Origin of the sequence: Herbidospora sakaeratensis, from assembly GCF_001570525.1 — a bacterium.
Classification (GTDB): Bacteria; Actinomycetota; Actinomycetes; order Streptosporangiales; family Streptosporangiaceae; genus Herbidospora; species Herbidospora sakaeratensis.
Window position 1 is genome coordinate 535,553 of sequence record NZ_BBXC01000010.1, and the last position, 18,054, is coordinate 553,606.

At 65.4% G+C, this 18,054-nt stretch carries 16 protein-coding genes; 2 read left to right on the top strand and 14 right to left on the bottom strand.

Annotated features, from left to right (window positions below):
* Nucleotides 1-54: 54 nt before the first annotated feature.
* Together AW271_RS15585 and AW271_RS15590 are read right to left on the bottom strand one after the other, a co-directional pair.
* Nucleotides 55-1,854, bottom strand: coding sequence for an aldehyde ferredoxin oxidoreductase family protein (locus tag AW271_RS15585; RefSeq protein WP_062337362.1), 1,800 nt, complete (start codon nt 1,852-1,854; stop codon nt 55-57).
* Between the two features lies 1 nt (nt 1,855).
* Complete coding sequence (locus AW271_RS15590; protein WP_369408407.1) at nt 1,856-3,049, bottom strand: NTP transferase domain-containing protein; 1,194 nt, start codon at nt 3,047-3,049, stop codon at nt 1,856-1,858.
* Here AW271_RS15590 and AW271_RS41475 point away from each other — a divergent pair.
* Nucleotides 2,981-3,415 carry a hypothetical protein gene (locus AW271_RS41475; protein WP_218008061.1) on the top strand — a complete coding sequence of 145 codons (435 nt, stop codon included), beginning with the start codon at nt 2,981-2,983 and terminating at the stop codon, nt 3,413-3,415. The genes AW271_RS15590 and AW271_RS41475 overlap by 69 nt on opposite strands.
* Nucleotides 3,416-3,454: 39 nt before the next feature.
* Here the strand turns inward: AW271_RS41475 and AW271_RS39700 are convergent, their stop codons facing one another.
* From AW271_RS39700 to AW271_RS15640, 10 genes are all read right to left on the bottom strand, one after another.
* Nucleotides 3,455-4,756 (bottom strand): GNAT family N-acetyltransferase, encoded by a 1,302-nt coding sequence (locus AW271_RS39700; protein WP_157554193.1) that lies wholly within the window; start codon nt 4,754-4,756, stop codon nt 3,455-3,457.
* 84 nt (nt 4,757-4,840) lie between these two features.
* Nucleotides 4,841-5,674, bottom strand: coding sequence for a hypothetical protein (locus AW271_RS15605; RefSeq protein ID WP_062337369.1), 834 nt, complete (start codon nt 5,672-5,674; stop codon nt 4,841-4,843).
* Nucleotides 5,675-5,967: 293 nt separating this feature from the next.
* Nucleotides 5,968-6,192, bottom strand: coding sequence for a hypothetical protein (locus tag AW271_RS15610; RefSeq protein WP_062337371.1), 225 nt, complete (start codon nt 6,190-6,192; stop codon nt 5,968-5,970).
* Between the two features lie 163 nt (nt 6,193-6,355).
* Nucleotides 6,356-6,709 (bottom strand): 3-dehydroquinate synthase family protein, encoded by a 354-nt coding sequence (locus AW271_RS15615; protein ID WP_062337372.1) that lies wholly within the window; start codon nt 6,707-6,709, stop codon nt 6,356-6,358.
* Nucleotides 6,710-7,422: 713 nt separating this feature from the next.
* Nucleotides 7,423-8,403 (bottom strand): toll/interleukin-1 receptor domain-containing protein, encoded by a 981-nt coding sequence (locus AW271_RS15620; protein ID WP_062337374.1) that lies wholly within the window; start codon nt 8,401-8,403, stop codon nt 7,423-7,425.
* Nucleotides 8,404-8,543: 140 nt separating this feature from the next.
* Nucleotides 8,544-8,705, bottom strand: coding sequence for a hypothetical protein (locus AW271_RS40720; protein WP_169806339.1), 162 nt, complete (start codon nt 8,703-8,705; stop codon nt 8,544-8,546).
* A 229-nt stretch (nt 8,706-8,934) separates the two neighbouring features.
* Nucleotides 8,935-9,723 carry an RNA polymerase sigma factor gene (locus AW271_RS15625; RefSeq protein WP_157554196.1) on the bottom strand — a complete coding sequence of 263 codons (789 nt, stop codon included), beginning with the start codon at nt 9,721-9,723 and terminating at the stop codon, nt 8,935-8,937.
* A 308-nt stretch (nt 9,724-10,031) separates the two neighbouring features.
* Entirely contained in the window at nt 10,032-11,399 is a 1,368-nt protein-coding gene (locus AW271_RS15630; protein ID WP_062337378.1) for a ThiF family adenylyltransferase, read from the bottom strand.
* On the bottom strand, nt 11,396-11,773 hold the full coding sequence (locus AW271_RS15635; protein ID WP_062337544.1) for a hypothetical protein: 378 nt from the start codon (nt 11,771-11,773) through the stop codon (nt 11,396-11,398). Before AW271_RS15635 ends, AW271_RS15630 begins: the two co-directional genes overlap by 4 nt.
* A 5-nt stretch (nt 11,774-11,778) precedes the next feature.
* Complete coding sequence (locus AW271_RS15640; protein ID WP_062337380.1) at nt 11,779-12,045, bottom strand: hypothetical protein; 267 nt, start codon at nt 12,043-12,045, stop codon at nt 11,779-11,781.
* A gap of 464 nt (nt 12,046-12,509) precedes the next feature.
* Between AW271_RS15640 and AW271_RS39705 the strand changes: the two genes are divergently transcribed.
* Nucleotides 12,510-14,021 (top strand): hypothetical protein, encoded by a 1,512-nt coding sequence (locus AW271_RS39705; protein WP_157554198.1) that lies wholly within the window; start codon nt 12,510-12,512, stop codon nt 14,019-14,021.
* On the opposite strand, the gene AW271_RS39710 is transcribed toward AW271_RS39705, so the two are convergent.
* On the bottom strand, nt 13,948-14,832 hold the full coding sequence (locus tag AW271_RS39710; protein WP_157554201.1) for a hypothetical protein: 885 nt from the start codon (nt 14,830-14,832) through the stop codon (nt 13,948-13,950). The two genes, AW271_RS39705 and AW271_RS39710, sit on opposite strands and share 74 nt — an antisense overlap.
* A gap of 310 nt (nt 14,833-15,142) precedes the next feature.
* Nucleotides 15,143-18,052, bottom strand: a complete 2,910-nt coding sequence (locus AW271_RS15655) for a pPIWI_RE module domain-containing protein (RefSeq protein WP_062337386.1) — start codon at nt 18,050-18,052, stop codon at nt 15,143-15,145.
* Nucleotides 18,053-18,054 lie beyond the last annotated feature (2 nt).

The window sequence follows — 18,054 nt, forward strand, 5'->3', positions numbered from 1 at the left end:
CAGAATACGGCATACAATTATCGTGCGGCAATTGTCCTGCTATGGCTGCCCAGGTTACGCGTCGAGTAGCAGGTCAGGGAGGTCGGCCACGACACGACCTTCCTGATCCAAGCCGCGAGCCGCGTAATAGTCGGAGATCATCGCTCCCAGGCGGTCGGCGTCGAGCGCCGCATGACGGCCCGAACCGAGCTCCAACGGCGTCTCCAGCATCCGGGCCGGGAGCGTGTCGTCGGCGGCGGTGGCGCCCTCACGTGTGTTGAAGGCCCGCTTCGCCCGGACGATCCGCCGCGCGGTTGCGCGCAGCTCGGCCGCGTCGACCTGCCAGCCGGTGACCAGCGCGAGCAACTTGGCCCACTCGGTGAACGGGTCGTCGAAGACGCCGCGCAGGAACTTGCAGAGGATCATCGAGTCCATCACCGCGGCGCGGTCTTCGGTCTCGACGGCGGCGGCGACATGGGCGGACCCGCCGGCCAGCCGGTCGAGGTCGCCCGACAGGTCGGCCTCGTAGGCGCCCGACCGGTTGTGGTCGGCGCCTCGTGCGTTCACCGCGAGGCCGAGCGCCATCGTCTGCAGGCTCCGGGGCTCGTACCCAGGAAGTTCAAGGCCTTTGACCTGCGGCGCGAAGTCGATGGAATCCTGCCCGACCACGGCGGCGGCCCGGCGCGAGCCCTGCGCGAGCAGTTCCCCGAGGCCGGGGGACCTGGCCCCGATCAGGTCGAGCGCGCGCAGCAGCGCCGCGCCGTCGCCGAACCGCAGCCACGGCTCGTCGATCAGGCCGCGTTCGGCACACTCCATCGCCCAGGCGACCGTGCCGCCCGCCGAGATGGTGTCGATCCCCAGTTCGTCGCAGCGCGCGCTGGCGGCGAACACCTCGTCGGGGTCGGACACGCCACACAACGGGCCGAGAGCGAAGACGTTCTCGTACTCCATCCGCTGGGTGCCGCCGCCCTTGCGCGAGTAGATGTGCTCGCAGCCGATGGAGCACGACGCGCAGCTGTTGCGCGCCACCCCGCGCAGTTGGTGGAGCTCCTCGGCGGCCAGCCGGGGCGCCCCTTCGAAGGTGGCGGCGGTGAAGTTGCGGGTCGGCAGGGTGCTGACGGCGTTGAAGGCCAGCAGGTTGGCCAGCGTGCCCAGCTCCCGGTACTTCGCGGTGGCCGGGCCGAAACTGCGCCTGCGCAGGTCACGGGCGGCGGCCAGGACGCCGGGCTGGTCGGCGACCGACACCTTGGTCGCGGCTCTGACCAGGATGGCCTTGACGTTCTTGGCGCCCATCGTCGCGCCCAGACCGCCCCGGCCCGCGTGGCGGCCGTCGTGGCTGATGGTCGCGTAGCGGACCAGCCGCTCACCCGCCGGGCCGATGGCGGCGGTACGCCAGTTGCGGCCGAACCGCGCCCGAGCCGCCGACTCCGCTTCGGCCGCGGTTAGGCCGGCCAGCTCGGGGGCCGGTTCGAGGCGCACGCCGTCGCCGTCGATCAGCAGTACCGAGAGCTCGTCGGCGCGGCCCCGGATCACGAGCGCGTCGTGTCCGGTCAGCTTGCCCGCGATGGCGAACTGGCTGGAGGCGAGAGCGTCGGTCAGCAGCCCGGTCAGCGGCGACTTGGCCACGACGGCGAACTTCGCGCTAGTCGTCAGCGGGGTGCCGACCAGGGAGGAGAAGACGAAGGCCAGCGGCGCCTCGGGAGCGAGGGGGTCGACGCCGGCGGGGGCCAGACGGTGGAGCAGCCAGGTGCCGAGGCCGACGCCGCCCAGGTATGAGCGCAGCACCCGTTCGTCGAGCTCGTAGGGAGTGCTTGTCGCGCTGCTCCCGGCGACGTCGACGAGCAGGGCCCGTCCGAAGAATCCACCTGGTGCCATCTCAGCCTCCTGCGTCCGCGGAGAGGAAGGAGACCGTGTCACCCGCCACCAGGGGCAACTGTTCGTCGCGGGTGACCTGGTCACCGTTGAGCGCGGCCACCACGTGGCGGTTCAGGGTGAGCCCGGCCGCCGTGGCGGCGGCTCCGAGGATGGCGGCCCGGACCTCGCGCGGCCGGTGGCTGCCGTTCCGCGCGAGCGCGCCGAAGCACTCCACCACGATCTCCGGCGGCGTCTGGTCGCGGGCCGCCGCGTAGTCCTCGGGGGAGTTGATGTTCACGACGGATTCCAGCGTCGGGTCGCGTCGCGCGAGTTCGGCGTCGGCCAGCAGATCCTCGTCGCCGAGTTGGGCGACGTCGCAGTGCTTGAAGAGCATGCCCGGCCGGAGGTCGCCTTCGGCCAGGAGATCCTTGACCAGGCCGGCCAGTGAGGTCCGGTATCCGGCGGCCAGGGGCTGCCGGAAGCCTCGGGCCACCGGCAGCGCGACGTCGGTCCCCGCGGGCAGGGCGCGCATGACTCGGCGGACGTAGGCCGGGTGGAGGAACGGCATGTCGGTGGAGCACACGAAGGCGGTCTCGGCCCGGTCGGCCAGCGCCGCGAGCCCCACGGCCAGCCCCTGCATGGGGCCGAGACCTTCCACGGGGTCCTCGACCACCGAGACGCCCGGCGGGAGCGGAGGCAGTTCCTGATCGGGCGCGGCCACCACGATCACCGGCCCGTCGACCGTCCGGGCGAGGATCGCGGCGGCTCGGTAGAGCAGTGTCGAACCGTGCCACTCCAGCCAGGCTTTGGGCTGCCCCATACGCGTGGAACGCCCGCCCGCAAGAACAACGCCCGCAGTTGTCGGCATCTCCGCATGGTAGGTCACGCCGCCGGTTCCCTTGTGTCCGCTAGTCGTGCATGTTCCATACTGTATGCATAACCTACACCGCCGAACCCGCCGTGGAGCAGGCGGGGGGGTGCTCATGGTGCCAAGTGCGGCTGGGCCTCGCCCTCCGAGCAGTGAAGCCCACGACTTGCTGTTTGGTCGTTGAATAGAGATCTGGGGCCAGATATCGAGAGGCATCCGCTTCCTCCTGCGACGGCTGCGGCCCTCGCCATGGTACGGAGCCCGTACGCGCGCGAACGGTTGGCTGAGCTGGAGACGCGTTTCGCCGGGTTGCCGTGGACGCACCGCCTCGGTGTAGCCACAGTGCATACCGATCCGTACTTCGTGCCAGCGGTGATCCAATTCATCGACGAAGCCGGCAATTGGCGTTCAGGCGAGCAGGCTGGGCGAATCCTCGTACAGCACGCCTCATTCCTGACCATCGAGGCCTTGCGAGAGGCCTTGAACGGCTGGTGTAAGAACACGCAGTGCCGAACGGCGGCGGACGTGCCGAATCTCGCGGTGCTCCACTTCCACGGCACGTCGCACCTCGGTCCTCAGCGCGCCCCGGTGTTCAGGGAGTTTCTGGCCAACATCCGGGAGCTACAAGGCGAGGGCGACTACTACAGTTACCCGGCGCTGGAGGAGACTCTGGCTCGGTCGGGATACAATTTTTCAGTGGCTTCAGCACCCTGAGGTCCGCCTCCATCCGAGGCTGGGCCATGTTCTGGTGAGTTAGTTGATCCATACGCCTTCCGGCGAGACCCGGCGTGCGAGACGTCGGCCGGCGTCGCTGACTGGGGTCGACCAGGACGCATCGGCGACCTGGCACCCGAAGCGGTCGACGACGGCTTGTACGAGACTCGCGCCAACGCCCTTTCCGCGGTAGGAGTCCGCTACCCAGATCAGATCGATACTCGGACGTAGGGTGTCGTCTCGGTCACCGTAGTCCGACTCCTCGATCAGATCCCAACGTCGGTGGTTGCTGTCGTCGTGGGCTGCTAGGTAGCCGATGACGTATCCGTTGGCCTTGAGCAGGTATGCCCGTACGTTGTCTGAGGTCTGCTCAGGCTCGCCAAGGTAGGTCCACGAGTTGAAGTCGTAGCCGTTCTCCGTGCGGGGCATCCGTGCCACCTGATAGGTCAGCTTCCGCCAGGCGATCGGCGACTCGGTTGTTACAACGGCCAAATCGCCCGGCCACTCCAAATCTTTGGGGAGCGGGATGCCGATCGCCCACCTCGCGTGGTGGGCGGCGTGTCCTTTTCCATCGTCCCAAGAGGCTCGCCGGTCCATTCCGCATGGACATTTGCCGCCGCTGGGCGTTGGCACACGCTGGAATTGGACGGGTTGCGCGCCGTGACTGAGGTTCCGCTCTCTGCCGCCCACCCAGGGACGGAAAGGTGCGTCCTGCGGTTCGACGTATCCGGTCCATCTGTCCACCCAGCCGGGGTACTGCTCGGGAGACCGCTCCCGCTTTAGCTTTTCGGCGAGCGGCAGTGTCGGGTTAACCCACACGCTGCCCTGGGTCGCCCGGCCGTTGAGGCGCAGTCCCGACTTTTTTGCCTTGCCGCGCAGGAAGTTCAGAAACACGCCGGGGGGTACGGAGAAGTCATCACCGCGAATCAACTCCCTCTCGCCGGGAGCTAGCCAATCCTCGATGGGGAGAGCCAACTGGTCGGCGAGAGCATGAAGCCCGCTGTAGTCACGGTGGAGCTCCGCGCTGCTCAGCGCTTCGACTGCAGCTCCGACCTGGGCAAAAGGAACGGGCAGAGAGATCCAGCTTGGTCCGTCGCTCCATGTGAAGTCGCCCGGATATCCGTCGTACCAGATTCGATCCATAGATGTGCTCTGAACCCTGGCGACGGCCTCTGTGAAGGCGGTCGGTAGATCTGCGGAGTCCCCCCGCGAGGACAGATCATCAAAGTAGCCTTCGCGGTCGAGTTCGACCGCGGCGTACCACCGGTAGGCCCGGACGTGGATCTTTCGAGTACGCAGCTTGTGCCGATCGCGATCGAGATAGATCGTTCGCTCAGTCATGTGGTCTGCTCCTTGTCGGGCGCTTCTGCGCTGGAAGCGCTCTGTGCCCTTCGCGTGGGTGCGACTTAGCGGGGGCGTCGGTTTTCAAGGCTCGGAGCGGTCGTTGCCGGCGAGGGCGTCCAGCAAGGCGTTGGCGGCGTCTCGGATCGATCGATCTGGGGACTCGCTCAAGTCCATCAGAGACTCAACGAAGATCTGGCTTTGGATCTCGGCCGCTTCGGGTGAGGTTTCCATGATGGTGCGGAGCACTAGTTGAGCCGTGGTGGTGTGGTCTTGACCGGAGGTCTGGGTCAGCCCCGCGCGCAGCACCTTGTCGAAGATCAGTTCTTCCAGGATGCGGGTGCTTTCGAGTTGGGCGTCGAGATCAGACAGCGCCTTTTTTGCCAACTGTGATGGGCTGTCTGGGAGGTAACCGAGTTCGCGGGCCTTGGCCATCCACCGGCTGGCGGTGATCTTCTTAACTCCCCAGTTGTCCGCGATGGCTTGACGGGGACCGCCTGGGCGTTCGGAGAGCTCGGCGTTGATCGCGAACCAGGCGACCTGCAGGTAGTGCTCGGCAGTCCAAGACCTGCCCTGTTTGGTGGTGTGCGTGTTCATCTCCACGGCCAGCTTGGCGAACCGGTTTTCCCACTCGGTCCGCAGGGCGCCTTTGACCCAGGTCACGATCGTTCCGATCGGTATACGCCTAACGTCGTCTTTTTTGATGGGTGTGGGGCTCTCCGGGTCGCGGGGGACCATCGCGAGACGGGTTATCGAAGCTTGTCCGTTCAGCATGCGTCCCTCAACTTGATACACCCAGTACCCAGGAACGTTGGTGGCCGTGATATCGACGCCTTCTTTTCCGCTGGCGAACGCCGAAAGCCAGCTTGAGGCTCCCTGCGTGGACATGGAGATCAGCGTGTTGACTTCGTCGTCCATAGTGATAACCCCCCATCCGTAATGTCGGCCCGTATCTCTAGATCCTAGAGCCCTGAGCAGGAAAGCTGATGGAGGCAAAGCCCGCCCTTGAAGCGGTACCTGAGGGCGTTAATGAGCTGATCAGCAACACGAATGGGGAAGTGGCGCGATGAATGAGGGCAGTACAGAAACGACGGAGGCGGACGGTGCGGCCGGGTTGCCGTTGCGCTGGGTCGTCATCCTTGCGGTCGCCGCTGCGATCGGGATTGCCGTTGGGGCTGCGGCAGGAGTGAGCGCAGGGGTCATGACGGGATTCACCGTGGCGGGGTTCCTTCATCTGGCTGTCCCATAATGCGACCTTTCTGAGGCGCAATGGGAGATCCCGCCTTCGGCCTGGCCACTATGGCCAGGCCGCGGAAGAGCACGAGGTAGGCGTCGATGATGGAGAAGGAGCCGGACAGCGGGCCGCGGTTGTGCTGCCAGAACTCCAGGATGCGCCGGCGGGCACGAGCGGTCTGGCCGTCGCCGTCGCGGCTCATCGCTGGAGTTCCTCGATCAGCGAGTCGATGATCGACTCGACCGGCTGTGAGCCGTCCACCCGGATGCTCGCGTCGTCGGCGCCGGGAAGGACGGGGCGCAGGTACGCGGGACCCCTCCTTCAGCTTGCGCAGCAGTTTGCCAGGTCGCGGACCTTCGCGACGGTCAGGGCGAAGATCCCTTCCACGATGACCATGGGTGCGCCCGCGACTGCTGTTCGGCGATCGGCAGGTCGACATCGTTGATGACGGGGTGAGTGATCGCCAGGCCCAGGCGCTGGTAGGCGTCCAGGATCCGATCGCGGGTCGCCTCGTCGATCCATCCCAGCAGGGAGGCCATCGTAGAGCTGAAGGCCATCTCGATCGAGACCGCGTGTCCATGGCGCAGCCCGGCGGCCATCTCGAACGCCGGGCTCCAGGTGTGCCCGAACGCGTGGGGCCGGCCCTGGTAGATCTCGAACATGTTGGTGCCCTCGTGCCCCAGGTACGAGGGCGGCGTCCGGTAGACGATGTCGTGCACTTCGCCGAGGCTTTCGAGCGGGTGGCCGGGCCTATTTGGTATGTGCGTTCAGTCGGTGTCACGTCGCTAAGTGGCTGTGAGTTGTTGGCAGATCGGCAGGTACCTATGACCTTGTCGACTGGGGAAGCGGGACCATGAAGTCGATCGGGGCCAGGCTAGGCGAAGCCGTAAAAGAAATTGGATTGAACGAGCGAAGCGAGCAGCAGCCCGAGCGCAGCGAGGCCTGTCCAGGGTCGCGAGGGGCGGAGCCCTTCGCCGGTGAGCGCAGCGAACACCGGAGCGAAGCGACGTGAGGGCCGCGAAGCGGACCAGGGGGAGCGTGAGGGGGCGCAGCCCCCTGTCAGCGGGGGGTTCGGGGGGTCGTCCCCCCGTAGAAAGAAGGAACGGCTTGTGACAGCCGCCCCGGAGGGGCGTCAACCACAAGCCGTGACGGGGGTGGGGCGCCAGGGATTCGAACCCTGAACCTACGGATTAAAAGTTCGAGGTATTACTGTCGCCCAATGCCGCAGGATGTCAATTTCTATTGAACTGCCCGGATTTGCTGCTGTCAAAATACCCGCTGGTGGCGTGCGATGCCGCCCCGTATCGCGCACCAATGAGCAACCGCCGAGCAACCGTCAATCACCAGCCCTTGCTTTACCTGAGTGCGATTACACTCTAGATCTGCATCGAACTCGAAAATGTCGCGAGGTAGTCCATCACGGCGCCGCTGGTCAGTACTCGTCGAGTACCCGGCGCAGAGTTGGACTGACGTTGTGAAGTCTGCTGCTGTCACCCATCCCGCGGGAGACTGTCACGAGACCTCTGTCCTCCAGATCTTTGAGAAGTTGGTCGACGACGAGTCGCTCGGTGCTCGCTCGATCAGCCAGGTTGTGAATGATCTGGATACCTGTAGGCGGGTCGTTGACGAGAGCTGAGACCACGCGCTGGTGAACCTGGTCGACGTCAGGAAGGACGGCGGATATTCCGACGGAGTATCCGAACCGTGTGAGCTTCACATCATGGACGTGTTCGGCCCGGAAGGACACGTCGACATAGTCGCCCTCGCCCAGAGCGTGCATGGATTCCACGAGTGCTTCAGCGGTCACGCCGGCTGCTTGTGCGCGACTTTCGATGATGTTCCAGTCCAGGAGGAGTAAATGTCCGCTGGCGATGGCTTCCCGGATGATCTCGGTGAGTACGAAGGCGTCGGCAGGCGTCAAGCCCGGAATCCGCGGTGCGACCATTGTGTAGGTGGGCGGAGGGCCCACGCTCGGACGAGCGTCATGGCCGTGGAGGGTGTCTGCGATTTTTCGCGCCGTCGCCTGGACGCTGGCTGCTGATCGCTCTGCGTCGACCCACAGCAGGTGCTGGAGAGGGGCGGGCATGGGAACGTTGTCCAGCCTGACGGGGATGAGGCGGGTTCCTCTATTAACGCGCTGCACGGTGGCGTGGTCGAGCTCTTCACGAACCCATGGCTTGCTGACCGAATACTGGGATACGACGAGAATGACGGCATCGGCAGTGGCAAGGCCTTCGTCGAAGAGCATCTGCACGAGGCTGTCGCCCGGCCGGATTTCCCACTTGTCCAACCAGGGCTGAACGCCGAGGTTCGCGATCATGCGGGCGAGGGGTTCGGCAAAATCAGGCTTGTCCTCGCTGGCGTGCGAGACGAAAGCGACAGGGGGCCGGATCGGGTCGTCTGACTCTGGCATGGCAGCAGTATGAGCTTTCTACACGAAGGCATTGCCGGATTCGACAACCTTGCCTTGAAGGTTCAGGCACTACACTCGACGGAAAACCGGGTCGGGAACGTTAGCGGCGTTCCCGACCCGGTTAGGGCAGAACTGAACTGCTACTTCTCCCGGCGAACACCCTTGAACGGCTGGGCGTCAGCCTTGCGGTCGAGGAACTGCCCGGTCCCGCTGTCCCGCTTGACCCACCCGGTGGGGGTGAGCACCTGGGACCGGTTCTTGACCGCGCCGACGCGGTGGCCGTTGCCAGTGTTCTTGGCCATGGTCACTCCGATTCTTTCCTGCGGGCCTTTCCCGGTTGGATCGGCCTCGCACTAGAGGTGTATGTGTGGCTCGCGGGATTCCCCCCAAAAATCTTCGAGGAATTTTTGGCGGCGATCTCGGCGGCCCTCGACACGACTTTGGCCGCCGCGTCCTGAGAGACGGTCCGCCGCGCGGCCTGAGCGTTTCGGGTACCGAAAGACGACCGTTCGATCTTCCTCTCGATGTCGGTCATCTGATTCCCCTGTTCGTCATGCGGGTCCTTTCGTTGGCGATCATCCGTTCAACTGCTTTGTCTGAAATGCCTAGTTCCTCGCCGATCTCTCGATGGGGCATGCCCATGGCGTGGAGAAGGACGGCGTGACGTACCCGTGGATTGGAAATGGCCTTGATCGCCCGTTCGACCTCGGACTGCACGACCAGGCGCTGCTCCGGGCCGGTGATGAAACCGCGCTCTACGGCGTCGAGAGTGTCGTGATCGGCCAGGATGTGCTGGCGCTGTTCGGTTTTCAGCCACTGCCGGTAGACGTTGCTGAAGCGGATCAGGCACTGGCCGATGAAATAGGTGCGCAGGGAAGCCCTGCGCCGGGGGTCCCACTTGCCCTTGAGCAGGACGTCCTGCCGGAAGTGGTAGAGAGCCTTGCCGACGGTCTCGCCGGCGAGTTCTTCGACGACATCCGGGTCGTCGAAGGCGCCGAGGGGTGGTTCGGGAAGTCCTCCGAAGCCTCGCTCTCGGCAACGCGCCATGATCAGTCCGCGCCGAATCCAGCCGCTAATGACCGCCAAACCGTACTTCGCGAGTTCATGGGCGAAGAGGTCGTAGTCCGGTCCTTCGAATCTCCGCAGCGCCAGGCTGTTCACCAGGTCGAGGTCGGCAGCGAGGCGGTCGACCCGATCGGCCTCTGCCTGATTGGTGTTGTCGTGCAGCCAGATCTCGGGAACCTGGGCCTCTTCTGACTGTTGTACGGGCACGTCCGACAGCCCGGCGGGGGGCCGCTGCTCGTCGAGATCGTGCTCCATAAGGTCCTTCCTCACGGGTTGTCCGCAGAAGCGATCAGCGGGCAACCCTTCCTAAGTCTGGAAATCCGGCTTCCCCCCAACTTTTTTCAAGATCTTTTCGAGGGGGTGATCCTGAAGGTCTGTGTAAGGAAGGGAGCGGATGGAGGGGCGGTTCGTCGGCACCGTGGCCGTTCGAGCGCGGGTGGATGACTGGTGAGGCGATGACCATCAAAGTCATCGCCCGGGCTCGGACTTGGAGCCGAATCTCGCGTCGCCCAGTCGCTGTCCGGCGGCGAGCTGACTTCCGCTCGTCTCGAAGAAACTCGAGCTCAAGCCGCGAAGAGGGAACGCCCGCGACCCAGTCCTCCGCGCGGCCCGCAGAAGTCGCAGTCAGGCCGGGGCCGGTTCACAATCTGGTCGCGTTCGCCAGTACGCAGCCGGTGGATGGTCCAGGTGGGCGGGTCGCCGAGGCTTTCGTGAAGGCCGGTAGCGGAGAGCATGAAGTGGTTGACGGATTCGGCTGCGGTGAGGGCATTGAGGGCGATGACACTGGCTGCCGGGACCTCAGCGACATAGCGAGCTGCCTGCCTCTCCTGCTCGGGGAGCAGGTCGATGGCCAACTCGGTCGGGTCGATGAAACCCCTGCACCACAGGCAGCCCTCGCCGGGAAGGAGTGGTCTGCTGACCGCGTGGATCTGGCCGATGTCCCCTGTGTCCTGGCGGATTGGGATCTTCACGCCCATCTGGGTGATGGGAATCAGGTACTGGCTCCCGATCTCGGTGGAGACGTGGCGGGCTGCGGGGCTGTCGGCAGCGAGAAAGATCCAGTCGACGAACGACAGTTGCGTTTTCGCCTCGGGGTGCTCGACGCGCTGATTGACGATGGTGAGCTGGATTTCGGGATTGGCTCTGCGCGCGTTGCGGATCGCCAGTTCGGTTTTGGGCTTGCCGATGTCGGACTGTTCTGCGGCGACGAGTCGGGGGAGATTCGTCACGTCGACGATGTCGCCGTCGATGAGGACGAGGTGGCCGACACCGAGCCGAGCCAGCAGTTCGACCATGATGCTGCCGACACCGCCGAGACCCACCACGGCTACTCGGAGACGGCTCAGCGTCTCTTGTCCGGCGTCTCCGAAGAGACGGGCCGGCCGGTCAAAACGGCCGGCCTCGTGGCTGCCTGACTTCGCCGCGGGGAGAGGGCGCAAACGGAGGAGGTTGGAGGTCAGGACATTGACCTCCGCCAGATCGGCCCGGCTGCCGTCAGAGAGCCACAGGTCTCCGGCGGCAGCTTGCGGGGTGAAGACCAGGCCTCCCACGGTCTGGCCTGTGAGCTGGACCAGCGCCGGGTAACCGAGTTCATGCGAGGCCATGTCGACCTTGGAGAAGGCCACGCGATCACGGCCGTCATGGTTATGGACGGAGAGGTACACGAGTCCCTCTCGGTGGGCGCGCTCGGCCGCGTCCCGGACGAAGTCCGCGCTGAGCGCGTGGTGCCCGGAGGTGCCGGTCACGTAGTCTTCGCCGTCTTTGGCCAGGAGCAGTTCCCGCCCGAGAAGGCGGGGTCCGCGAGGGCCAGGGGCGGTCCCGGCGAGAATGACCGCGCCGTGCCCACGGTCGTCAGAGAAGAGGTGTTCGGACAGGGTGGTCCACTGGCGGTGGGTCAGCGTGAGACTCCACCCGCTGGCGGGCGGATTCATCGGTCGCGAAACCACTTGAGGACCCTCTCGGCCTTGTTGGCGGCGCTGTCGACCGTGGCGTCCCACTTGTTCGACTTGCGGGACAGCTGAAGCGCCGTACGCCGCTGATATTCACAATCGCTGATCGCCTCGCCATGAGGGGCTCCGTCCACACGGGCCACCTTTCCGACGTAGTGCGGGTAGACATCGCTGTGCGGGTAGGCGGAGTTGAGGTGGAAGCCCAGCCAGGTGACATTGGGCGTGTAGAGCGGGCCGACCTCGACCCCCTCGACGAGGACATGAGCGCCCCCGGCGCCGTCCGGGACGACCTCGACCGGCAGGCCGGCGAAGTGGGCACGAACGGCGTCGAGAGCTTCGATGACCTTGAGGTTCATCAAGATCAGGAGTTGTCGTCCGGGGCGACGGCGAGGAAGTCCTCGTTGCGGTGGACGTTGATCGCCTCGTCGTCGTCGACCGGGACGAAGTGGTTGCCCTGGCGGACCGACAGGACGAAGTTCTCCTGAATGAGAACACCCTGGCGGATCGCCTCGAGCTTGATGCCCCGGCCGGTCGTCGCGCGGTCGGGGAGAACCACCGGCTGGTGGTTCACCGTCACGTTGACCGGCTCGAGCCGCGAGCCCAGGACGGACACAGTCTGCTCAGACATCGCGCCCAGCCCCTTCCCGCTCCTCGGCGTGATCGCTGATGGTGGTGACTCTCACTGTGCTCTCCTCGTCTCCGAGGCGGGCACATCCGCTGTCGCTTGGAGGGATACTCCAGCGGCGGTAGGGTCCAAGAGCGTGGCCAAACGCGTAGGCCCCACGAACGTGCTCGACCTCAGGGTTGGGCCCGCGTGGGGCCTTCCTTTTGCCAGTAACGAGTAGAGCACGAGTCGTAGTTGGCGGCAACTCAAAACCCAACCTGTGGGTGTACGCCGCTGATTCGATCCCACATGTTGTGTCTCCCGGCGACAGTCGAGTGAACCTTCGAACCTAACACCCCGCTCCGACATTTCTTTTAGCCCGCCCATCGACCCCGCCTCCCAGCCGACCCGAAGGAGGCTGCGGTTGACTGAGTCGGTGTGGGGCGCATCTGGTTGCTTTCGGTGTCGGCGTGATGTCATCTAGTGATATGCGTCGGTGGGCAAAGCTGAACGAGCGCCAGATCGCGACCCTGCGCCGCATCGCGGACGGCGAGTCGGTCACCGCCAAGGACAGTGATCTGGCTCGTACGGTCTACGCACTCCGGGACAGGGGGTTGATTTCGATCCCCCGGACAAACGGCATATGGATCGCTGAGGTAACCGAGGCAGGCCGCTTCTATCTCGCGAATGGCTGCTACCAGGGCACTTCGGCTCTGACGTCTCCCACCGCGAGTTCCAAGAGCAAGAGCGGACGAGCTGCCGACCTCAAGCTGCAAACGCCTCATGCCCTAGCGGTTGAACTGATCAAGCGGTTGCAGAAGGGAGGGGGGACGCTGCATGTCCAAGACTTAGATGAGGCCACTAGGGCGCTTCATCGACGGGCACTGGACGCGGCCAAGCGTCATGGGCTGATCCCTGAAGGCTTCCGCCTCCTACATACCGGTCGCGACCGCGGAGATCTCATCCTCCGGCTGGAGGATGAGGCGCATCCCGACGGGACGGACTGGAACCGCGTCCGATTAAGCGCTCGTGATCTGATCACCGACCCTCAGGAGCTTGCGAACTGGCTTCGAGAAGATCGTCGCTCCATCGACGTCACCGACGCCATGATCGGCCGCGCTCTGGAAGTGGTAGGCGCCTTAGCGGAGGGGCTGCTGCCACGCGGCCACAGCGTGGGCGTATCTAGGCGGGGCAAACCACGTGGCCTCCACGCACACGCGCGTGGACACCAGTACGCGCTGAGCATCAAGGAGGAACTCGACCGTGTTCCTCGCGTCTATACCGAAGAGGACCTCCGGAGCCGAGGGCTCTACGCCTGGCAACGGGTCACGCCTGAGTACGACGAGGTCCCGTCAGGTCGGCTCAGGCTCGAACTGGGGGAAGGGAGTGGTCTGCAGTGTTGGGCGGACGACAAGCGTTCACGTCTGGAGGACAAGGTACGAACGGTCGTCAATGCGATCGAGCGCCTCTCGGAGGCTGATCAGCAGGCGCGTTTGGCGCGAGAGGAGGCACAGCGACAACGCGATGAGAAATGGCGACGCCAGGAGGAGGAACAGCGACGACAAGCGGCCGCGCGGCAAGAAGAGCGCGATAGGGAGCTTGCGCAAGCCGCCGACCAGGCGCAGGAGGAGCACAGGCGGCGAGCTTTCGGGCAAGCGCTAGAAGGATGGGCTAGCGCAGCGGCTATTCGCGAATTCTGTCTGGGACTGGAGGCACTTGCTGCGACTCTGCCCGAACAAGAGGCAACGATCGCCCAGTGGGTGACGTGGGCGCGAGAACAAGCTGATCACATGGATCCCCTGAACACGCCGAGCGTGCTGACCGAGGTGAGCTTTGACATCGAGCCGACGGCGGAAACCTTGCACCGCTACCTGCGAGAGGAGAAGCGAGGCGAACGAGATGCACGACCAGAAGAGCCCACTGAGGTCAGGTATGACGTTCTCTATCCATCAGCATGGCGATGGGGACGCCCAGGTCGTTCTCAATGGTGGCGGCGGTAGTCGTAGCCCCGCGCTTGCGTAGTGCCTCGATTGCCCGGTCGAGGAGATGGCCGAGCCGTAAAACTTCGGTGCGCAAGGCGATCAGCTCATCGAACCGCGCAACGGTCTCCTCTCCGCACCACTGCCGTACAAAGGCATGGACGGGTTCGCGTTCGTGCAGCCGGAACTGGGGTTTCTCGCGAGCATCCTGCCATGATCGCCGATAGGACATCCCATAGAGCGCCTCATCACGGAGGTCAGCCTCTCCGCTGTGAATCGCCTCCATTACCTCGTTGCAGAAGACGTTGGCGATGGTCGGCATCAGTCGTCGTGCCGCTTGCCAAGGACTGATCAGCGTCCCATGGCGATCACGAAAGGCCAGAGGGTCGTCTCCTATTTCTTCGGGGGTGAGTCCTAAGCGTTCCGCCATACGCATGGGGTTGTCGATCCGAAGGACTCCGGTCTCACTCCTACTTCGACCGAGGACCAGCTGCCGGCCAAGTCCGCAGTTCTTCACGACGAGCAACGCGGCTTCATACTCGACCGCGCCGTCAGCCATAGCGGATGCTTCTCTAACTGCCAGCAGTCGCTGTTCGTCGTTGAGCCGCGGTTTGATAGCGGCCCAGCGATCCAGTAGAGAGGTATGGGAGACCCATTCCTGTAGCCCGGAGTCGTCGCCGTCCAGACGGCGGATCCTGATCGAGCCGTCGCTGTCCCTTATTCTGATGATTGTTACGCGGTGAACCGGCTCGCCCAGCGACCTCGGCCGCTCGCGATAAGCCCACTCTTCTCCAATCTCCACGCCTGACAGTAACTCCGATTTTGTGACCATGGGGTCACTTTCGGCAACATCTGGCCAATCGCTCAGCTGGCAGCGAGTTCTCGCTGCAAGCCAGGGGATCGGTCTGGGCGTTTAAGGTCGTGCAGGACAAGGTTGACCATCCATCGGTGAAATCAGCTCGGTGGAGCCCTCCAGAAGTACTCGCATGCCGCTCGAACTGCATGGATGGGATTGTCGGCAGGTGCAAAGTGATCTGTGGCATTAGGCCGGGCGGCGTGATTCGGCGGCTACCGAATAGATGAAGTCACAGGTCGTATGGGTGGGGTGCCAGGGATTCCAGCCCGGAACCTACGATTCAAAACTATCTTTCGTCAGGGGCGGGTTCTGTGCCGAGCCCAGCCAAAACGGCCACATCGGGGTCGAGGTCGCTCACGGGAACGGAGTCCACGTCTTCGACTTCCTCCGTAAGAGTGGGCAGGACGTACTCCTGACCCAAGCCGGCCAGATGGAGGGGCAGCGGCAGGCTCAGGGCCTCCGGGTAGTCCGGCGGCTGCCGGAGTTGGTGCACGGCCAGGGCCAGTGACTCTGGGTCGTCTCCTTCTTCCGGGTGACACCCGAGAACGGCGATCTCGACGAGTCCAGGGCTCCAGCCCTGCTTGTCCGCGTCGATCGTCTGTTCTCCGGTGGCCCCCGGCCGGGGACCGAGTTTGTCCGCCGCCACTGCGGAACTCTTGAACTGCACCGGCTTCGGTGTGGTGCTGTAGAAGACCCGGCCTTCGCCGCTGTTCTCCGGCACCCACAGGTGGGTCGAAAGGCCGTTCGTCCCGCCCTTGGCGTTGACGCCCCACCACTGGGCCGTCTCTCTTCCTCGCGCCGTCCGGACCCGGATCAAGCGCAGGTCGGCGTCCAGGCGCCGGGCGGGCGCGTGCCCGTCGCGGACCTTGTCGGCCTGGACACGGCCGTCCTGCAGCCAGGTCCAGTGGGAGCGGGCGTTCTGGCCGTGGGCGAGCAGGAGCGTGGGCTTCCCACGCAGGGAACGCCGCATCTGCTGGAGCCACTCCTCCGTGTCGCGGCGCTGCTCCTCCATGTCCCGACGCCAGCTTCCTCGACGACCGGAATCGGGGTCATCTGGTGAAATCTCGGCGAGCCGCGTCAATTTCAGCAGCATCGCGGGGTACGGGATCCACGCGCCGGCCCCGTCGTCCGCGTCCGTATCCCATCCGTCGACAGAAGCGATCCCACTGCCGAAGCCCTGCGGGGTGACCAGCACGGCGACCGGGACGTGCGCGGCCCAGCGGTTGCGCGCTGTCCGGTTCTTCCGTACCAGCCAGACGGCCGCGTAGCGCAGGCCGTCGGGCAGGCGGTCACCGAGGCCGTGCTCCGGGTGCACCCGGGCACCGAGTTGACGCAGGCCGTCGTCCCACGCCATCGAGGCGCGGTAGACGACGTTCTTCAGTGTGTCGTAGCGTCCGGCCTTCTTGGGCACGGCCACGAACTGGGTTACCGCGTGGGCGTCCGCGAAGCCGAGCCGGAGCGCGAATTTGGGGTCGTGGTCGCCCGTCTCGAAGTCGTCCCGCCGGTCGATCTCCACCAGCGCCAGGGTGGGAGTCTCGTCCTCGGTGTCGCGGCCCAGCCAGGACCTCGCCGAAGCCCGGCGGCCGTGAACGGCGGCGCTGATCGTTGTTGAGCTGCGTCGCTCACCTTTCGAGGGGAGCGGCAGGCCCTCGGCCAGACCGTCGGTGAGTTTCAGGCAGCGCACCTTGACGGTGAGCTCGGGCGACTGCCATTCCAGCACTACCGGCGTCCCCGGCCGAGCGGCTTCGTACGACTCCTCCGCTACAGGTGCGCTCTCGTCCTTGAGCCCGAGAAGGCCGGTGAGTGCCGTGACGGCGGCCTCCCGCATCTCTCTGGTCTGCCACAGCAGCCGTACCTCCAGCAGCGGCAGTGCTCCCGGGCCTGCTGGTGGACGCAGCCGGGAGAGCGCGAAAGCCGCGGCGGTACGCCGTTCGGTGGCCTTACGGACGTCCTCCTGCGGCTGGTTCTCCTTCTTCACGGTAGGAGGGGCGTTGACGGGTTTCGGGCCCGCGCGCCGGGTTCGTACCAGCGGAGGGGTGGCCCGGAGTTCGGCGGGGAGGGCCTGCTCGGCCCATTCGGCCAGTTCGGAACGCTGGTGGGGCATGAGCCCCGGTTTCACGCCATGTGAACCCATGGCGGTGCTGTGGACGATCCCGGCCCGCAGGCCACCCTCCAGCCAGCCATCCGGCGCGGAAAGGATCTCATCCGGGCCGGGCAGAGAGGCCGCAAGGGAGATGCCCTGCAGGATCCGAGCGGGCCCGCCGTTCACCCAGTCGGTGACCCAGCCGCCCGTCTCCCTGTCCCAGCGGCGTTCCATCCGGGCCAGCGCGTAGCGTTCGCTGAAGGGTGCGCCGGGCAGATACGGCACCTGGGGGCGGAGGAGCACCGTCGACTTGCGCCGGAACGGGAGCCGGACCCGGCCGCTTGCGGTGCTGACCCGGGTCGCCCAGCGGCGCACGCCGGAGTGCAGGTGAAAACGGGGCAGCGGATCGAAGGGGACGGTGTGGAGCGTGATGTTGAGAACGATCGAGTACCACCACGTCCGCGTGCCCTGGGTGAAGGGCAGGGGCTGAGAGACGAGCTCGGCTCCCTGGTCCCGGGGACCACGCGGCACGGCCCGGAAGCCGAGCCTGCCCGCGGCGTGTTCGTAGGGGCCCAGGGCGAGCACACGCCTGGCCAGCCAGTCGGTGCTGAGGGTGAACTGATGTGGCAGTGGTGCGGCGCCACCACCGACGGCCGGCGGGCAGCAGATCAGCTCGGCATCAACCGGTTCCCAGGTGGGAGGGGTCGCCGCCAGCATCGCGCGGACGTCCGTCAGGACGGCCCGATGTTCCCGCTCCGGCCGAAGATCTGCCAGCCAGCGGTCGACCAGGGAACGGAGCACCGGCCCCGGCAGTGGATCTGGCACGTCATCGGGAACGTACAGCCAACCGGAGGGACTGTTCCCATCCGGTCCGGAAGGCCGGGGCATCACCAGGACGTCAGGTGCGAAAGCCTGGATCACCTGCTCAAACCGATGCGTGGGGACGGTACGGAAGGGCTCCGCACCCTCAGGTCGGGCCAGGTTGCAGAGCCCCAGGATGGACTCCCGCCAGTGTTCAGGGAAGGCGAGCGCGCGGAATCGCTGGACACGACCGGCATCGTTGGCGACGGGCTGCCAGGAGGCGGTCTGGATGGTGTCGTAATTGGCGGCCACGA